The sequence below is a fragment of the Halomonas sp. SCS19 genome (genome assembly GCF_040147015.1).
Classification (GTDB): Bacteria; Pseudomonadota; Gammaproteobacteria; order Pseudomonadales; family Halomonadaceae; genus Halomonas; species Halomonas litopenaei.
On record NZ_JAMSHN010000001.1, the window covers coordinates 433,914 to 448,266 of the forward strand.

At 65.2% G+C, this 14,353-nt stretch carries 12 protein-coding genes and 2 riboswitches; of the genes, 6 read left to right on the forward strand and 6 right to left on the reverse strand.

The window, feature by feature from the left end:
* Position 1: 1 nt before the first annotated feature.
* The 3 genes from NFH97_RS01695 to NFH97_RS01705 form a co-directional block, all read right to left on the reverse strand.
* The gene (locus tag NFH97_RS01695; protein WP_222515319.1) at positions 2–859 is read right to left on the reverse strand and encodes a hypothetical protein; all 858 of its coding nucleotides are present in this window, start codon (positions 857–859) and stop codon (positions 2–4) included.
* Positions 843–2,210, reverse strand: a complete 1,368-nt coding sequence (locus tag NFH97_RS01700; protein ID WP_222515320.1) for a TolC family outer membrane protein — start codon at positions 2,208–2,210, stop codon at positions 843–845. The genes NFH97_RS01695 and NFH97_RS01700 overlap by 17 nt, the downstream gene beginning before the upstream one ends.
* Before the next feature lie 477 nt (positions 2,211–2,687).
* Positions 2,688–4,367, reverse strand: coding sequence for a sensor domain-containing diguanylate cyclase (locus NFH97_RS01705; protein WP_349624285.1), 1,680 nt, complete (start codon positions 4,365–4,367; stop codon positions 2,688–2,690).
* A 171-nt stretch (positions 4,368–4,538) separates the two neighbouring features.
* Here NFH97_RS01705 and NFH97_RS01710 point away from each other — a divergent pair, with 171 nt between their 5' ends.
* Together NFH97_RS01710 and NFH97_RS01715 are read left to right on the forward strand one after the other, a co-directional pair.
* The gene (locus tag NFH97_RS01710; RefSeq protein ID WP_349624286.1) at positions 4,539–5,327 is read left to right on the forward strand and encodes a hypothetical protein; all 789 of its coding nucleotides are present in this window, start codon (positions 4,539–4,541) and stop codon (positions 5,325–5,327) included.
* Between the two features lie 59 nt (positions 5,328–5,386).
* Positions 5,387–5,489, forward strand: a riboswitch (TPP riboswitch).
* 80 nt (positions 5,490–5,569) lie between these two features.
* A complete protein-coding gene (locus tag NFH97_RS01715) occupies positions 5,570–7,015 on the forward strand; it encodes a sodium:solute symporter family protein (RefSeq protein ID WP_108449909.1) in 1,446 nt (481 codons plus the stop codon).
* A 115-nt stretch (positions 7,016–7,130) separates the two neighbouring features.
* On the opposite strand, the gene NFH97_RS01720 is transcribed toward NFH97_RS01715, so the two are convergent.
* The 3 genes from NFH97_RS01720 to NFH97_RS01730 form a co-directional block, all read right to left on the reverse strand.
* Positions 7,131–8,420 carry an LLM class flavin-dependent oxidoreductase gene (locus tag NFH97_RS01720; RefSeq protein WP_349624287.1) on the reverse strand — a complete coding sequence of 430 codons (1,290 nt, stop codon included), beginning with the start codon at positions 8,418–8,420 and terminating at the stop codon, positions 7,131–7,133.
* Positions 8,420–9,229 carry a 3-oxoacyl-ACP reductase gene (locus tag NFH97_RS01725; protein WP_349624288.1) on the reverse strand — a complete coding sequence of 270 codons (810 nt, stop codon included), beginning with the start codon at positions 9,227–9,229 and terminating at the stop codon, positions 8,420–8,422. Before NFH97_RS01725 ends, NFH97_RS01720 begins: the two co-directional genes overlap by 1 nt.
* A 47-nt stretch (positions 9,230–9,276) precedes the next feature.
* Positions 9,277–9,375, reverse strand: a riboswitch (TPP riboswitch).
* 98 nt (positions 9,376–9,473) lie between these two features.
* Positions 9,474–10,148: an SOS response-associated peptidase gene (locus NFH97_RS01730; protein WP_349624289.1), complete on the reverse strand. Its 675-nt coding sequence runs from the start codon at positions 10,146–10,148 to the stop codon at positions 9,474–9,476.
* Positions 10,149–10,312: 164 nt separating this feature from the next.
* Here NFH97_RS01730 and NFH97_RS01735 point away from each other — a divergent pair, with 164 nt between their 5' ends.
* From NFH97_RS01735 to NFH97_RS01750, 4 genes are read left to right on the forward strand one after another with little or no spacing between them, the layout of a single operon-like run.
* Complete coding sequence (locus tag NFH97_RS01735) at positions 10,313–11,056, forward strand: thermostable hemolysin (RefSeq protein WP_349624290.1); 744 nt, start codon at positions 10,313–10,315, stop codon at positions 11,054–11,056.
* Positions 11,049–12,683 carry an AMP-binding protein gene (locus tag NFH97_RS01740; protein WP_349624292.1) on the forward strand — a complete coding sequence of 545 codons (1,635 nt, stop codon included), beginning with the start codon at positions 11,049–11,051 and terminating at the stop codon, positions 12,681–12,683. Before NFH97_RS01735 ends, NFH97_RS01740 begins: the two co-directional genes overlap by 8 nt.
* Complete coding sequence (locus NFH97_RS01745) at positions 12,680–13,450, forward strand: iron-containing redox enzyme family protein (RefSeq protein ID WP_222515328.1); 771 nt, start codon at positions 12,680–12,682, stop codon at positions 13,448–13,450. The genes NFH97_RS01740 and NFH97_RS01745 overlap by 4 nt, the downstream gene beginning before the upstream one ends.
* Positions 13,438–14,268 (forward strand): SDR family oxidoreductase, encoded by an 831-nt coding sequence (locus NFH97_RS01750; RefSeq protein WP_222515329.1) that lies wholly within the window; start codon positions 13,438–13,440, stop codon positions 14,266–14,268. The genes NFH97_RS01745 and NFH97_RS01750 overlap by 13 nt, the downstream gene beginning before the upstream one ends.
* Positions 14,269–14,353: the final 85 nt, after the last annotated feature.

The window sequence follows — 14,353 nt, forward strand, 5'->3', positions numbered from 1 at the left end:
GTCAGCGTCGTTGCGCGGCCAGCGCGCCGGTGGAAGTCGGGGAGACCAGAGTCACCCCGTGGTAGAAGGTCACGAAGGGTTCGCCTTTCGCATCGAACCCCAGAGAAAGGTTGCTCAGCGGCTTGTCGCCGTGGGCGGCAATCCACTCGATCGCCTGTGCGCGCGACGTACAGCGCCACTCGCGAGCCAGCGACAACAAAAGGCCCGCCAGTTCGCCCAGACGTATCTCGGCCGGATGTAGATGCAGATTGAGGGAATCGCGGCCGGTATCGCGACCCTGGCGCCGTTCCTCGATCCTCACGGTCAACGGTGGCCAGGGCTTTCGTGCCAGCGCGTGGCTGACCTCGAGCTGTTCGATCACGTCGCCGACGAGCGGGGGCATCGCCGCAAGCGTGCTCGCCATTGCATGGCGCACCGCCTCGGCGCTCTCGAGCAGGACATAGTCGGAGACACTGGCGTCGACGCCAGGGCGCCACTTCCACGCCTGGTACAGCGGGAAGCGACGCCCCGGCAGGGCCTTGTCCGGCAGCGGCGCTTCCCAGTACACCTTGGTGGTCGCGGCCTCCAGCCCGAGATGCAGATAGTGCGCCATCGTCTGCGTCGACAGTCCGGCGACAAAGGCCCTCCGGTCGCCAGGCGCCAGCGCCAGCGACTCCAGCAACCCCTCGAGGCGCACCGCAAGATCGTCGGCGTCAACGCCCTCGAGCGGCACACTGTAGAGCCTGCGCTGAGGAGCCCAGCGGGCGGGAGCGCACTTGACCGAGCGCTCGGCACTGTAGGGACGCGCGAGGCTATCGAGCCAGGACTCGATCAACGCCTGACGCTCGGCGAAGGGCCGGGGTTCAGTGCTGGAAGGCAAGGAGGTCCATCCGGTCATTCATATGGGCGTCGATCTCCGCCAGGTCTTCGCCATTGATGACGCCGGCGGCATGCTTCAGCCGCAGCACGCTGATCAGGTAGTCGTAGCGCGCACTGGCAAGTTCGCTGCGGGCGAAGAACAGATCGCGCTCGGCGTCGAGCAGTTCGAGCACCGGCATGACTCCGGATTCATAGGCCACCTGGCGGTATTCGACGATGCGCTGGTTGGCGGTCAAGGACTCGCTGAGAGCCCTGACCCGGGACATGGCGGTGACGATACCCTCGAAGGCCGCACGTATCTCGCGGTCGAGTTCACGCCGCACCTGTTCGAGTCGAGCCTGCCCTGCCTCGATCAGACGGGTCCCTTCGCGCACCTCCGACGACACTCGCCCACCGCTGTAGACCGGCACATCGAGGCCGACCCGAATGGTCTGGGTCTCGACCTCGCTGCCGCCGCCGAACAATGAGCCCTCGGTCTCGTCGTTGTCGTAGTCGAGACTCAGATCGAGGGTCGGATAGTGCCCACCGCGACTCACCTTGACCTGCTGATTGGCCACTTCCACCGCCAGCCGTGCGGCTGACAGACGAGGATTGCGCTGCATCGCCAGCTCGATCCAGGCCTCGACTGACGACGGTTCCGGGCTTGCCAGGGTCAGGTCCTCATCGACCAGGCTAAGCTCCACCGGACGCACGCCGCTGACCTCGGCCAGGGCATTGAGGGCATCGCGCAGACGGTTGGCCACGTCCAGCTCGCGCGCCTCGACCTGCAGAAAACGCGCCTGGGCGTCGAGCAGATCGATCTCGCGAATCAAACCGTCCTCGAAACGCGCCCTGACCTGCTCGAGATTGGTCTGGACCTGCTTCTTTTCGGCCTGCAGGAAACTCAGGTTTTCCGACAGGGCGAGTACCGCAAAGTAGCGTTCGGCCACCCGCAGGTAGAGATCCTGGCGCGAGACCTCGAGCTCGGACGCGGCCTGCTGGATCTCCAGCTTGGCCTGGCCAAAGGCTGCCCAGCGGGAATAGTCATAGATCGACTGCTCGAGCGAGACACCGTAGACGGTGGTCGGGTAGGACGTGCTGCCGCTGCCGTAGACCTCGTTGTCGGTACTGACGATGTCCTGGGAGATCTCGCTGCGCTCGACATTGACATTGATCTGCGGCAGCAGCGCTGAGCGCGCCTGATAGTAACGCTCATCGGTGGCCTGCTTACCATAAAAGTCGGCCTGAAACTGAGGATCGCTGTCCACCGCGAGCTCGTGAAGTTCCAGCAGACTTTCTGCCAGCACGGACGGAGCAAGCAGGCACGCCCACCCGCCCAACGCCAGGCCGAACGCAAGCTTGTTGAGATGCATGATGATTTTTCCCCTGCGCACCGGTGGGACAAACACCGGCATTACGCAACTGCTTTGTAATATTTTATTAACAACGGATGTACGATATTACCCACATCTTTTGTAGGAACACAGCTCCTATCTACTCTTTTGCAGGCAACATGATCAACGCAGTATCGACGCAGTAGGAAACTACATCGCAAAAGATGAGAAAGTTCATACCCGCCATCGCATTCCGCCACCGAAGGGAATCGGGTAACACATTGAAACCTGAAAAGTTCAGGAACTACGCCTAGGCAGGAGGCACTCTTCGGGGCCGAGGGTGTGGTGAAAATCCCGTTACGGGAAGTTGATGCCAGGGCCTGCCAGCCGCTGCAACCTCGACCAAGACGCCTGAGATCACTCAGCCAACCAAAGCAGACCTTTCGGCCTGATCCGTCAGCACGAGCAAAGCCCTACGTCAGCGATGACAACGCTGCACCTGGCGATACCTGGGCACTATTCATCCAGGCTGGCAATGCGGTTGCGACCACTACGCTTGGCGCTGTACAGGCGCCGGTCGGCGCGCTCGAACAGCGGTGCAAACCCCTCCCCCTTGCGATACTGGCTGACGCCGATGCTGATGGTGATGCGAATCGCCTGTCCATCCGACAGGGTGATTTCCCCCCCTGCCACCGCGCGACGCACCCGCTCGGCCGCCTTGATCGCCTCGGGCAAGGCGGTGCGCCGCATGACCACCACGAATTCCTCGCCGCCGGTGCGCGCCACCAGATCGCCATCACGCAGGCAGTTGGCTACTGTTTGCGCCAGCCAGGTGAGCACCTGGTCACCGGCCGCGTGACCGAAACCATCATTGACCTGCTTGAAGAAGTCGATATCGACCGCGGCCAGCGAGAACACCATCCCGCCACTGTCGCATTCCTCGATCAGGCGGGTGACGTGGCGATCCAGCTGGCTTCGATTGGGGAGTCCGGTCAAGGCATCGGTCATCGCCTGGTCTTCCAGCTGATCACGTTCGAGGCGAATACGCTCGACCTCCATCTCGTTGGAAATGACACGTTCGACGGCCCCGACCAGTAGCCGGACCAACTCGATGTCGACCTCACTGAAGGCGTGCCGGCGCACCGACGGACTGGAGAAGTTCAGGGTTCCCCAGACCTTGCCCTGGATCCGCAGCGGTGCACCGATATAGGTCTCCAGCTGAAAGTTCTCGTAGCAGGGGTGGCCCTTGACTCGCTCGTCCTGCCCGGCGCGGTGGGAATGGAAGACGTCATCGGCGTCGAGGGTCAGCCGACAGTAGGTGTCACCCAGTGCAAAGCTGTCGCCGGCCCCTACTGGCGCATTATCCGAGGCCGCCCAGCGCACCGTGTAACGCTCCCCCTCGACCTGACTGACCAGCGCGATATCCAGCCTCAGATAGCTCAAGGCGTCACGCAGCAGCATGTCGACGATCTCTGATACTCCGATATCGGTGCGATTTACCCCGGTATGGACATCCCGTAACAACTGGATCATCGAGCGATACTCGGAGACGTCCTGGATGATGGCGTAGAAGCCCATCACCTCATCTTCCACCAGGTCCGGCAGATAGTGGACCTTGAAGTAGATCTGGCGACCATCCTGGAGCACCAGGGAATCCTCGTAGCTGACCTCCTGCCCCGCCAGTGCCAGATCGAAACGTGGCCGGATCTTGGCGTAGGAGTCTGCATCGAGCACCGAAGACACCGGCTGCCCCATCAGCGCCTCGGCAGGCAGGCCGATGAAGTCGAGGTAGGCACGATTGTTGAAACGGAAGCAGAAGTCGCGGTCGACGTAGGCCACCATCACCGGCAGGTGGTCGGCCATCCGCGCGATGACACCGCGGCTTGCCTTCTGCCGAGCCGACAGTCGCAGCACCAGCCCACCATCGGCCAGGCGACAGCAGCTACCATCACCCAGTTCCAGCGGCATCGAAGGCTTGGCAGCGTGAGCGGCACCCCGGGAGACCCAGGCTTCAGCTACTGCCGCGGCCTCGCCAGGCAGCTCTGCCAGCCCCCGCCCGATCCAGACCTCTCCGGGCTCGCCCAGCACGCGCACGGCATCACCGACCACGTCGTGCACCTGCAACTCCGGCGTCAGGCGTACCAGCACCGTTCCGGACGACACCAATGCCTCTTCCACCCAGGCAAAACGCTCCATGAGGACATCTCCTTGCGTAAGCCCTGCCCTGGACCGGCAGCAGGTCAATACCCTGGCGGCTCGCGTGCCGTCTTCTCTAGCCTATAAAAAGATGCTTATAGATGCCGGATTATTTCGCTTGCCCGCTTCCACGTTATGCTGGCGTCGCCGACACCGCCGCGGGAGCTGCCCATGAACCACCAGGACCTTGTCGCCATCGAACACGCCCTGACGCTGGCCAATCGCGGGGATACCAGCTGGCTGTGCACGCGCCTGGGCACCCCTGCTCCCGCCTTCCCCCACCTGAGCGTCACCAGCGATGCCGATGGCCCCGGGTACGCCGGACAGCCCATCTTGCTGACCCAGGCCCGGGACGGCGGCGCCTGTCTGGTCAATATCGACAACAACGCCAACGATGGCACCCCCTGCCTGGTCGAGCGCCTGTCACCGAGCAGCGAGACCCTGGTGCACCTGGAGGTCATCCATGCAACGCTCGCCGGCCAGCCATCGCTGATTCGCCGCGTCAGCCTGGGCAGTACGTCCATGAACCTGCAGCGACCCACGCCAACCAATCCGCTGGTCCAGATCGGCGACGACGTCGTCGAGGTGCTGATCCAGCCGGCCTTGCGTCTGGTGCTGACCGGCCACTCCCCGGTCAATGCCGACCTGGCGCGCCAGGGACAACGGCTCGGCTTCGAAGTCATCCTGTGCGCCCCGGACTACCCCGACACGCATCACTCGACAACGCCCCTGCCGGCAGGCGTCGAGTTCCAGCGCGCGCCCGCAGCTCCCTTCCTGCGCGGCGGCGGCGGGCACCGACGCACCCTGGTGATGGACGCCACCGACGCCTCGACCATTGCGCGAGCGAGCCGCGAGGCCTGCTGTCATGGCTATCTGGCGATGACTGACATCGATCCAAGCCGAGCGGCGAACTGGCTTTACGATGGCTGGCACAGCCTGCGCACCTCGCCCACCGTCTGACGCCCCGTCGCTGCGGCCAAAGCGCCAATTGACAGCCATCGGAGGCGGTCCTACGCTGTGCGCATTCCTGGGGGAGCCTGACGGCTGAGATTCCGCATCACGCGGTAACCCTTTGAACCTGATCCGGGTCATGCCGGCGAAGGGAAGGATGGTTGCGTTATCTCCTCTTTCTTCCTGTCCGCCGCTCGTCCCGCCTGTCCACCGGTCCCTGCGGACAACGACAAGAAAGAGGTCTTCTTTCGATGATGCTCGATCCCACCTGGACGGCGCTGTGGCTTCTGCTGTGCGCCGCCATCTTTGCCATCCCCGGCCTGATCTATGCCCGACGTCGTCAGGGCGGCCTGGATGACTACATCTCGGCTCGCAACAGCCAGAACACCCGCGCCACGGTGTTGACCCTGGTGGCCACCACCCTGGGCACCTGGATCCTGTTCGGCCCCGCCCAGGCGGCCACCTGGGGCGGCATCGGCGCGGTACTGGGCTATGCGCTGGGTTCCATGGTCCCGCGCCTGGTGATGATCCCGCTGGGACGACGCATGCGTGAGCTGATCCCCGAAGGCCACGGCCTTACCGAGTTCGTGATCCATCGCTACGGGCGCACCATGTACGCCTTCACCCTGACGATCATGCTGTTCTATCTGTTCATTTCGCTGGCGGCAGGCCTCACCGCAATCGCCCATATGGTCACCCTGCTGGCGCCGATCCCGCTGTGGCTGACCGCCTGCGTAGTGATGATCGCGACCCTGCTCTACACCTTCTACGGCGGCCTGCGCACCACCATCTTCACCGACAAGGTACAGATGCTGGTGATCCTGCCGTTGCTGGCGCTGCTGCTGGTGTTCGGCTGGCAGGCCGCCGGCGGCGTCGCGCCGACGCTCGAGGGTCTGCAGGAACGTGCGCCCCAGTTGCTGGATGTCACCGATGCCGGTGGCCTGCGTGCCGGCCTGACGTTCTTTATCGCGGTGATGCTGACCGGCCTGTTCTACCAGGGCACCTGGCAGCGCATCTACGCCGCCCGGGACAGCAAGGTGCTGCGGCGGGGCTTCTGGATCGCAGGGCTGTTCAACTTTCCGGTGATCGTGCTGATGGGCCTGTTCGGCCTGGCCTTCGTCGGCCTCGGGCTCGAGGGAGACGGTTCGGTGGCGCTGTTCAGCGTGCTGCTGTCCGAGGTGCCGCTGTGGTTCGCCCTGGCCTTGATTCCGCTGGGTCTGGCCCTGGTGATGAGCAGTGCCGACACCACCGTCAACGCCACCTCCAGCATCATCGCCGTCGACATGCACCGGCTGCTGCCCCAGGCCAGCGAAGCCACCCTGATGCGCCTGGCACGCTGGCTGATCGTCGCCGCAGCGGTGCCGGTGACCTGGGTGGCGGCCCAGGGCTACAGCGTGCTCTATCTGTTCCTGCTGGCGGACCTGCTGTGCTCGGCGGCGGCCTTCCCGGTGTTCTTCGGTCTGTTCAATCGCCGCTACGACGGGCGCAACGCGGTCCTCAGCACCGCTGCAGGTCTGGTCGCCGGGCTGGCGATGTTCCCGTCCCCCAGCGGCGGTACCGCCACCCTGCTGGAATCCTTCCTGCTGGCGGCCTTCGTGCCGGTGCTGGTCTCGCTGGTGCTGATGAAGCTGCTGCCATCCCGCCAGGACTATGACTTCACCCGCATGGGCAGTCTGGTGCGGCGTTTCCAGAGCTGACACCGCCACGCTGACAGCCTGGCAAGGCGTGATAAAAAACAGCGGGACGTGCTGACGCGTCCCGCTGTTGTCGTTTCAAGGCCTGGCGATCAGGGGCCCTGGCAGTTCCGGCTCATCAGCGCCCGGGCCGCACCAGCCCCAGGTGATCGCGCAGGGTGCGGCCCTGGTACTCGCGTCGAAACAGCCCGCGGCGCTGCAGTTCCGGTACCACTTGTTCGACCACGTCCTCGATGCTGTCCGGCAGCGACGGCGGCATCAGGTTGAAGCCGTCCGCCCCGCCCTGCTCGACCCAGCGCTGCATCTCGTCGGCGATACGCTCCGGGGTGCCGACCATGGTGCAGTGGCCGCCACCGGCGGCGAGCCGTCCCAGCAACTGGCGCAGCGTCGGTCGTTCGCTCTCGATGATCCGCAGAATCGTGGCGTAGCGCCCCTTGGGCCCGCTGAAGGCCTCCAGTGGCGGCAGCTCGGGTACTGGGGCATCCAATTCCCAGTCGCTCACGTCCTGACCGATGAACTGACTCAACTGGCGCCGGGAGCTGTCCACCGGCAACAGTTCGTCGAGCTCCCGCTGCTTGCGTCTGGCCTCCTCTTCGGTGGAGCCGACGTAGGTGACGAGCCCCGGCATGATCGCGACCTTCGGTCTGCCAGCGGCCTTTACCCGGGCCTGAAGGTCGCTGTAGTAGGCCTGGGCCGAGGGCAGATCGTAGGCCACCGCGTAGATGGCCTCGGCGCAGCGCGCGGCCAGGTCACGGCCCTGATCCGAGGCGCCTGCCTGGAACAGCACCGGGTGGCCCTGGGGCGGACGCGGCACCGTCAGCGGGCCATCCACCAGAAAGTGCTCGCCGTGATGGTGAACGGGTCTGACCCGGCTGGCGTCGACGTAATCGCCCTGGCGATCCCTCACCAGGGCGTCGTCACACCAGGAGTCCCACAGCGCCAGCACGGTATTGGCGAATTCCTCCGCCCGGGCATAGCGCTCGGCGTGGCTCGGCATGGCCTCGAGCCCATGATTGCGCGCCTCGCTGTCGAACATCGAGGTCACCAGGTTCCAGCCCAGGCGTCCGCCGGAGATATGGTCCAGCGAGGCCAGCATGCGCGCAGCGTGAAACGGCGTATAGAAGGTGCTGGAGACGGTCGAGATCAGCCCGATGTGTTCGGTGGCCCGCGCCATGGCCGCCAGCATGGTCAGGGGCTCCAGGGTCCACAGCGGACCGTCGGCGACGTTGCCCGCGGCGTGACCATCGGCGAAGAACACCGCATCGAAGCGACCCCGCTCGGCGAGCCGCGCCAGTTCCTCGTAGTAGCGGATATCGGCCAGGCGCTCGACGCTGGAACGGGGATGACGCCAGGCCGCCTTGTGGTGGCCACAGCCCATGATGAACAGATTGAGGTGCATGCTGGCCATCAGTCCTTCACCAGTCCGCCGTCGACCACCAGGTTCTGGCCGGTGACCGCTCGCGACCAGGGCGAGGCGAACAGTAGCGCAGCGTCGGCAAACTCTTGCGGCGTGGTCACCCGTCGCAGCGGTGTGCTGGCGGCGATCAGGTCGAACACCGCCTCCGGCGTGGCGCGGGAGGCATCGGTGGTGCGCAACAGGCCCCCGGAGATCATGTTCACGGTGATGCTGTCCGGGCCCAGATCGTGGGCCAGGGTGCGCGTCAGCGACAGCAGCGCCGCCTTGGCGGCGGTGTAGTCGTGGTAGGGCACAACCGGGTTCTGGAACAGGTTGGTACCGATATTGACGATGCGACCAAAGCCGGCCTCACGCATGCCGGCAAGCGCCGCCTGCACCGTGTTCAGCGCCCCCCGGGCGACGCCCTGAAGCTGATGATCGAGGTGCTCCCAGGTCAGCTCGTCGGGACCGGGACGGGCGTCGCCGTTGAAAGCGAAGTCCGGCAGCGCATTGTTGATCAAGGTGGTGACCGGCACGCCGAAGTGCTCGCGGGCACGCGCGAACATGGCATCGACGGCGCTGCGATCACAGACGTCGGCGGCCACCGCCAGGGCTTGCTCGGGATAGTCGGCTACCAGCGCGTTGGCGCCCTCTTCGCTGCGTCGATAGTTGACCACCACCCGCGCGCCCTCCTCGAGGAAACTGCGCGCCAGGCTGACCCCGAGGCCACGTCCGGCGCCGGTGACGACGACCAGCTGGCGGGAAATGGGAAGCGCGGGCGGGCTTGCGGAGGTAGCGGGTGAGGCGTCGGAAAGGGTCATCTGGCGGGTCCTTGGTCGAGGCGAGGAACGCACGCCGACCCCTGGACTGACGACTGCGCTGACATCCCTTCGCCGGTATGAACTGGATCAGGTTCGACGGGTGTTTCTCAGCCCCGCTATCGTGCGGGACACCCCGTGCCATGCGCCTTCGACCTTAGCCCATCGGCGCAGGGCGGACAAGCCGCGCAGCACCTGGAACATCACCGCAGCCAGGGCATGCAGATGGGCGCTTCAGACCCGACGGTCAGCCCGGTGCCTGGACGGCTTGCATCAAGTCACTTCCTTCCTCTCCCGCCCGATTGACCCTGGTCGAGACCGGCCATGCCTCGAAGACGCCAGCGGGTAGATGCCGCACCGTCTGGCGCATGACGTCGCGATCACTCAGCTCAGGATCGAGCCAGGGTTCAAGGCTGGCGTCGTCCAGCGCCAGCGGCATCCGGGCGTGCACCTCACTCGCGCAGCCCCGGGCGGGTTCGGTGAGGATGGCAAGGCCCGGCCTGCCGTCGGCCCTTTCACTGAAGATCGCCGCCAGCCACAGCGGCGCGCGATCTTCACGACACAAGAAATAAGGCTGCTTGCCGGCCTCGCCCGGCAGCCACTCGTACCAGCCATCCGCCGGCACCAGGCAGCGATGGCGGGCAAAGGCCCCACGGAAATAGCGCGAGGTGGCGACCTTCTCCACGGTGGCGTTGATCGGCTCCGGCGCCCCGGCCTGGGCCCAGTGGGGTCGATAGCCCCACCACATCGAGGTAAAGGAAGGTACAACCTCCCCGTCCATGGCGAGTGACGTGATCCAGGTGCCCGGCGCGACATTGTAGCGAGGTGGCGGCTCCTGCTCGGGCAGGCGCGGCGCCACCGGCAAGCGCATCAGCGCCGCAAGCTGAGCAAAAGGTGTGTAACAGGCGAAACGGCCGCACATGGATACCTCCTTTACCGGACCCTGCAGGATCAGCCTAGCACCATCTCTTGCGTCCACTCAGGCCACCTGTGCGCGCTACAGGTTAGTCATCTGCGAACGTTAAGTTTTCGCTAAGCTAGGCAGCCTAGCCTTGCCATCAACTCCTCTTTCAAGGACGCGATGACATGGCCCCGGCAATCGCAGCATCGGCCTCGAAGACGACAGCCCACACGGCTGCTCCCGAGCCGGACATGCCCTCGGGACTATGCTGGGCGTCCCCGGAGCGGCTGGGCGAGGCAAACGCCTTCATCTCCGACGTCTATCGTCTCCATCACAATGCCTCCATCAGCAACCCCTACCAGCGCTTGCTGACACTGCGAGACCACCATGGCGCGCTCATCGCTACCACGGGGCTCAGGCGTGCCGATGAAGGCCCTCTCATGGTGGAACACTACCTCGAGGCACCTGTCGAGATGGTGCTCGCCACTCGTGGCCTCTGCGACCTTGCGCCGCCGCGCCACCAGGTCATGGAGGTCGGCGCCCTGGCCAGCGCATCGCCAGGCGCCGGCCGACGGCTGATGCTGTCGCTGGTGGTGGTGCTCGAGCGACTAGGCATCGACTGGCTGGTGGTGACGGCATCCAGGGACGTGCGCAACGGCCTCGCCCGGCTCGGCATCGAGATGGACACGATCGGTCGCGCCCATCGCCACTGCCTGGACAACCCTGTGGACTGGGGACGGTATTACGAGCGGGACCCCAGGGTCGTGGTGATTCGCCCCCTCGAGGTGGCCAACAGCATGCGCGCCACTCCGCTCGGCGCTTTGCTTCTCGCCGGCGCAGCACAGCTTGCCCCGGAGGCGGCAGATCCCGTACCGGCGCTACCCCATGTCCACGCCTGCTCCGCGGCCGGGGACATGCCCCATGGATAGGCTACACCAGCGCCTGCGCCAAAGGGCGAGGCTGTCGCCGGATGTGGAGAGCCTGATCGGGCAATCCCCGGATGGCGCCGACATCCGCCTTACCGCCCGGCAACTTGAGGCAGCCATCGAAGCTGTCGCTCGCCAACTCGAGCAGGCAGACCTGGCTCACCTGGGCCTGCTGGGTCACAACTCTCCCGCCTGGCTGATTGCTCAACTGGCCGCCTGGCGGGCTGGCCTGCCAATCACCCCGATTCCTGCGTTTTTCAGCGAACAACAGATCAACCATCTGCTCGACACCACCGGGCTGGACGGTCTTCTGCTCGCGCATGACAGCCGACTCGACACTTGGCTGCCCTCCGACTGCGCCAACGACTTCATGCGCCTGCCACTCGACGCTCCGGCCGGCCTGTCCATCGCCTTGTTCCGACGCCCCTCGACGCCCGCACCACTACCGGACGGAACGCGACTGATCACCTTTACCTCCGGCACCACCGGCACCCCCAAAGGGGTCTGCCTGTCCGGGCCTCATCTCGAGTCGGTCATTGAAGGGCTGGAACAGCGCCTTGCAGGTGTTCCCCTCCATCGTCACGGCGTGGTGCTGCCCATGGCGGTGCTGCTCGAACATCTGGCCGGCGCACTCTTCGCGCTCTGGCGAGGAGCCACGATCGTTATCGATACGCCCAATCTGACCGGGCTACATGGCAGCGGTACGCTAGACCCCGACCAGTGGCAACGCTGGCTGGCCAAGCGCCGACCCGACAGCCTGATTCTGGTGCCGGCGCTGCTCAAGGCGCTAACTCACCTGGCCTCACATCATTCTGCGGCAAACGGTTGGCAACAGGTGTTGTCGCTAGTCGCCGTAGGCGGTGGCCAGGTGCCCCGCCGCCTGCTCGAACAGGCAACCCAGCTGGGACTCCCTGTCGCCCAGGGCTACGGCATGTCCGAGATGGGCTCGGTGGTCTGTCTGAGCCGCCCGGACGAGCCCCAGGATGGCCGTGTCGGGTGCCCCCTCAAGGGATTGCGCCTAAGCACCGATGAGCAGGGGCAACTGCTGGTCCACGGTCGTTGCATGCTCGGCTACCTAGGGTCCGATCATCACCTTCCATCAACCGAGATGCCCTGGCCCAGCGGAGATCTCGGTCACCGCCTGGCGGACGGTCATTGGCGCCTGGACGGGCGTCAGCGCAACGTCATCATCCTGTCGAACGGACGCAATCTCTGTCCCGAGTGGCTCGAGGCGGAGCTCGAGCTCATCGACGGTATCGATCGTGCCTTCGTCTTCGGCGAAGGCTTGCCGGGGGTGCTGGCGCTCCTTACCCCTTCAGCCGCTATCCAGCCCCCCCGCCTGGAAGCCCACATTGCCGCGCTCAATCAGCGCCTGCCCGACTACGCCAGAGTCTGCGGCTGGCAGTCGTTGATGCGGCAACTGCCAGGGGTCGCTGCACCGCTTTCGATTGCCAGCAACGAACTGACCGCCAACGGACGCCTGCGCCGGGCCAGCATTCAGCTCCGCCGTCGCTGCGACATCGAGCGGCTTGTCGCCAGAACCTTCCCTGGCCATGAGCAGGTGTCAGCAGCGCTTTCCTCCGCCGCCGACGGCCTCCCTTCATACCCACAGGAACCCCCACCCCCATGAACACGCTGACCGATACCCCGATCGTCACCTCGCCACCTGTCGACAACGACAAGCCCGATGGCTTCTACCGCCACCTGCTCGCTGCCACCGAAGACGAACGCCAAGCCTTGATGGGAGGGGAACTGATCGGGCGCGCCCAGGGTGGCAAGATCACGCTGCCCGAATATCGCGCCTTTCTCGCCCAGGCCTATCACCATGTGCGTCACACCGTCTCACTGATGATGGCCTGCGGCGCCGAGTTGTCCGCTCCGAACTTCGTGCTGCGCGAAAACCTGCGCATGGCCATCGCCGAGTACATCGACGAGGAAAAGGGCCACGAACATTGGATACTCGATGACCTGGAGTCCACCGGCGTCGATCGGCACCACGCGCGTTCACGCCCACCGCTGTTCGAGACGGAATGGATGGTGTCCTACGCCTACGACAGCATCAGACGGCGCCATCCGCTGGCCATGTTCGGCATGGTGCTGGTGCTCGAGGGTACCAGCACCTCGGCGGCCAGCGCCGCCGGCAGGGCCATCCGCGATAGCCTGGGCCTGACCGATGACGCCTTCCACTACCTGTTTTCCCACGGCGAACTGGACATCTCCCATATGGCCTTCTTCGCCGAACTGATGGACACCATCACCGACACCGAGGAGCAGGCCCAGATCATCCATTCGGCCCGTGCCTTCTATCGCCTCTATGGCGCGGTCCATGACGCCGCCCTGCGAGACGCCGACCACTGGACGGACGAAGCGCTGGAGGCAAACTCATGCCATCACTGAGCGAGCGCAGGATTCTGGTGACCGGCGCCACTGGCGGCATCGGCTCGGCGCTGGTAAAGCGGCTTGACGCCGAAGGCGCCAGCTTGTGGCTGGCAGGGCGTGATAAGGGCAAGCTCAGCGCCCTGGCGGGCGAGCTTGGCAAGGCTGCCTCGAGACACACCCTCGTCGCTGGCGTCGATCTGACCACCGCGATGGGCCGCCAGCGGCTACTCGACCAGCTAAGTCAGACAGTTCCCGAGCAACGACCTTCGACGCTGGTCCACCTGGCCGGCATCAATCACCTGGGCTGGTTTCGCGAAGCCTCGCCAGACGACGTCACCCGGGTGCTCGATACCAATCTGACCTCGACCCTGCTGCTGACCCAGGCCCTGCTGCCCTTGTTTCTCGGACAACCCAGCGCCAACCTGCTGTTCGTTGGCTCGCTGCTGGGGCATATCGGCCACCCGGGCTATGTCGCCTACTGCGCCAGCAAGGCCGGCCTCAAGGGCTTCGCCGAAGCGCTGTCGCGGGAACTGGAAGACACCTCGGTCCGGGTGCAGTACCTGGCCCCCCGCGCCACCCGGACCGCCATGAACGGCCCCGACGCCGAAGCCATGAACGAGGCCCTTGGCAACACCGTGGACAGCCCCGAGCGCGTGGCCGATGCCATCATCACGCAGCTGAAAAGTGGCCAACGTCGCGCCGCTCTCGGCGGCAAGGAGCGCCTGTTCGCCCTGATCAACGCCATCGCCCCCACCCTCGTCGATCGCGCTATCGCCCGGTCCCGAGCCGATATATCCCGCCACCTGGATCCCCCTGCACAGGTTGTCCAGGACTAACCAGCCGATGACCGTATCGCCTTGACCCTTGTGCTGCACAAGGGTTTTAGTCTGTGGTGAAGATGCTCGAACTTGCACAGTAGTG

What these genes read in the sequence shown, in the direction of transcription:
- NFH97_RS01700 (WP_222515320.1), bottom strand. Translation starts at nt 2,210, where the DNA reads ATGCATCTCAACAAGCTTGCGTTCGGCCTGGCGTTGGGCGGGTGGGCG.
- NFH97_RS01705 (WP_349624285.1), bottom strand. Translation starts at nt 4,367, where the DNA reads ATGGAGCGTTTTGCCTGGGTGGAAGAGGCATTGGTGTCGTCCGGAACG.
- NFH97_RS01710 (WP_349624286.1), top strand. Translation starts at nt 4,539, where the DNA reads ATGAACCACCAGGACCTTGTCGCCATCGAACACGCCCTGACGCTGGCC.
- NFH97_RS01715 (WP_108449909.1), top strand. Translation starts at nt 5,570, where the DNA reads ATGATGCTCGATCCCACCTGGACGGCGCTGTGGCTTCTGCTGTGCGCC.
- NFH97_RS01720 (WP_349624287.1), bottom strand. Translation starts at nt 8,420, where the DNA reads ATGGCCAGCATGCACCTCAATCTGTTCATCATGGGCTGTGGCCACCAC.
- NFH97_RS01725 (WP_349624288.1), bottom strand. Translation starts at nt 9,229, where the DNA reads ATGACCCTTTCCGACGCCTCACCCGCTACCTCCGCAAGCCCGCCCGCG.
- NFH97_RS01730 (WP_349624289.1), bottom strand. Translation starts at nt 10,148, where the DNA reads ATGTGCGGCCGTTTCGCCTGTTACACACCTTTTGCTCAGCTTGCGGCG.
- NFH97_RS01735 (WP_349624290.1), top strand. Translation starts at nt 10,313, where the DNA reads ATGGCCCCGGCAATCGCAGCATCGGCCTCGAAGACGACAGCCCACACG.
- NFH97_RS01740 (WP_349624292.1), top strand. Translation starts at nt 11,049, where the DNA reads ATGGATAGGCTACACCAGCGCCTGCGCCAAAGGGCGAGGCTGTCGCCG.
- NFH97_RS01745 (WP_222515328.1), top strand. Translation starts at nt 12,680, where the DNA reads ATGAACACGCTGACCGATACCCCGATCGTCACCTCGCCACCTGTCGAC.
- NFH97_RS01750 (WP_222515329.1), top strand. Translation starts at nt 13,438, where the DNA reads ATGCCATCACTGAGCGAGCGCAGGATTCTGGTGACCGGCGCCACTGGC.